Origin of the sequence: Frankia sp. AgKG'84/4 (genome assembly GCF_023242965.2) — a bacterium.
Classification (GTDB): domain Bacteria; phylum Actinomycetota; class Actinomycetes; order Frankiales; family Frankiaceae; genus Frankia.
On sequence record NZ_JALKFU020000983.1, the window covers coordinates 1 to 1933 of the forward strand.

The following is a 1933-nucleotide window of genomic DNA, read 5'->3' on the forward strand; positions in this document are numbered from 1 at the left end:
GGCCCAGGACGCGTTCGAGCGGGGCGAGCCCGACGGCGGTCGGGTATGGACGCATTTCTTCGACCGGGGCCGGCTGGACGGCCTGAAGGTCACCACCTACACGAGGCTGCGCCGCCCGGCCGCGGCCTACGCGGCGGCCACCGACGCGTTGCGCGCGGCCGGCCCCGGGGCCACGAAGAAGCGGTCGTTGTTGTTGAGTGACATAGCCGAGGTTCATGTCCAGCGCCGGGAGATCGAGGCCGCCTGCCATTTCGCGGCAGAATCCCTGTCGATCGTGGCACAGACGGATTTCTCGCTCGGCCTCGCCCGCGTCCGGCGCACCCGCGAGCACCTGCGGCCCTGGCAGCACACCCACGCCGTGCGGGACCTGGACGACCAGCTGCACGCGCTGCTCTGAGCCAGCGGAAGGGGGCCGGGCACGCAGGGGGCCGGGCACGCAGGGGGCCGGGCACGCAGGAGGGTCAGCCCCGCGTGCTGGAGAGTCAGCCCCGAACGCTGGGCGTGGTCTCCACGCTGATCCACTCCAGATAGTCGGCGTGCCCAGCGACTATCGGAGTGGCAATGATCTCCGGAATGTCATACGGATGAAGCGCGACGAGACGCTCTCGAAGCTCTTCGAATCGCTCGGTGGTCGTTTTCGCCAGACAGAGCCATTCATCGGCCGCTTCGATCTCGCCGTTCCACCGGAAGATGCTTCTCATCGGGCCGAGGACCTGGAAACAGGCGGCCAGGCGGGCCTCGACCAGCTCCCGGGCGATTCGTTCGGCGCCATCCCGGGAGTCGATACTGACGATGACCTGCAGGTGACCCACGCGCACTCCCATCCGAAAAACAAGGGATACCCGCAATACTCTACATCGATCGACCCACGTCGCCGTTGAATTTTCGGTGCGCAGCGGAACGAACAGCATTACCCTTCCGACATTCCACGCCTACCCGCCCGGAACGACAGAGAACCGATACATCACGTTTACGAATCGTGTCAGCGGAGGGCACCTTCCGGGGTTGTCGCACCACGCTGGGCGCAAACCGGGCGGGGCTCCGGATCGGTGCGCCGACAATGGACGTCCGCGGGCGACCGAACGGAAGGGAGGTTCGCGGCGCGATACCGGCACCCGGACGGTCACTCACCGCAGCGCTGGCGGCTCTCCGTAACGCCTCGGGAGTGGTTGTCGATCCCCCGGAAGTGGTTGTCCCGCCCATGGCCCCCCGGTGGGGTCCGGGTGATGCCTGCGGAGTTGACGAGCGGAGCTGTCCCGCGGCCGGGTGTTACCCGGCGATCGAGTCTGAGCGGTCGCCCGCCGGCTCGGCGACGTCCGGGGCGGCCGCCTGGGCGACGCGCGCGGAAGCCGGCTCGCCGGCGGGGGCCTGGCTCTGGGTGGGGCAGGCGCGGAAGCAGTCGTAGACCCCGCCGACGCCGCGGACGACGCCGAGCACCGCGAGGAGCTGCTCGGGCCCGGTCACCTCGATCGTGAAGCGGGCGTGGGCCACGCGGTCGTCGGAGGTGGCGGTGGACGCGGCCCGGACCGGCACGGACGTCTCGGAAAGGACCTCGGTGATGTCGGCGAGCAGCCCGTAGCGGTCGAACGCCTCGACGGCGATCTCGACCGGGAAGATCGCGATCTCGGGGGCGGACCAGGCGACCACCGGGACACGTTCCCGCTCGGCGCGCGCCTCGGCAGCGTTCTGGCACTCCCGGCGGTGCAGCGACACCGAGCTGCCATGGGTGGTGAGGCCGACGACCGCGTCGCCCGGCAGCGGAAGACAACATCGCGCCAGCCGGACCGGCGTACACGTTCCTGTGCCGTCATCGGCGAGGGCGGAGAGGTTCGGCGTGCCCCGCCGCCCGGTCGACCGCGCCGGCGGCCGGGAATCGGCGCCACGGCGGCGAGCCGACCGGACGTTCCCACCGGCCGGTTCGGCCGAGCCGGCC

At 70.5% G+C, this 1933-nt stretch carries 3 protein-coding genes; 1 reads left to right on the forward strand and 2 read right to left on the reverse strand.

All coding sequences use genetic code 11. From position 1 onward, the window contains the following. Positions 1–397 (forward strand): NsdA family TPR-like regulatory protein (locus MXD58_RS26575; RefSeq protein WP_518478699.1); only part of this gene is annotated, 397 nt, incomplete at its 5' end. A gap of 85 nt (positions 398–482) precedes the next feature. Here the strand turns inward: MXD58_RS26575 and cutA are convergent. After that, positions 483–812 carry a divalent-cation tolerance protein CutA gene (gene cutA / locus MXD58_RS26580; RefSeq protein ID WP_248840099.1) on the reverse strand — a complete coding sequence of 110 codons (330 nt, stop codon included), beginning with the start codon at positions 810–812 and terminating at the stop codon, positions 483–485. Positions 813–1269: 457 nt separating this feature from the next. Beyond that, positions 1270–1933, reverse strand: a 664-nt coding sequence (locus MXD58_RS26585) for an ACT domain-containing protein (protein WP_250610522.1), incomplete at its 5' end; no start/stop codon positions are given.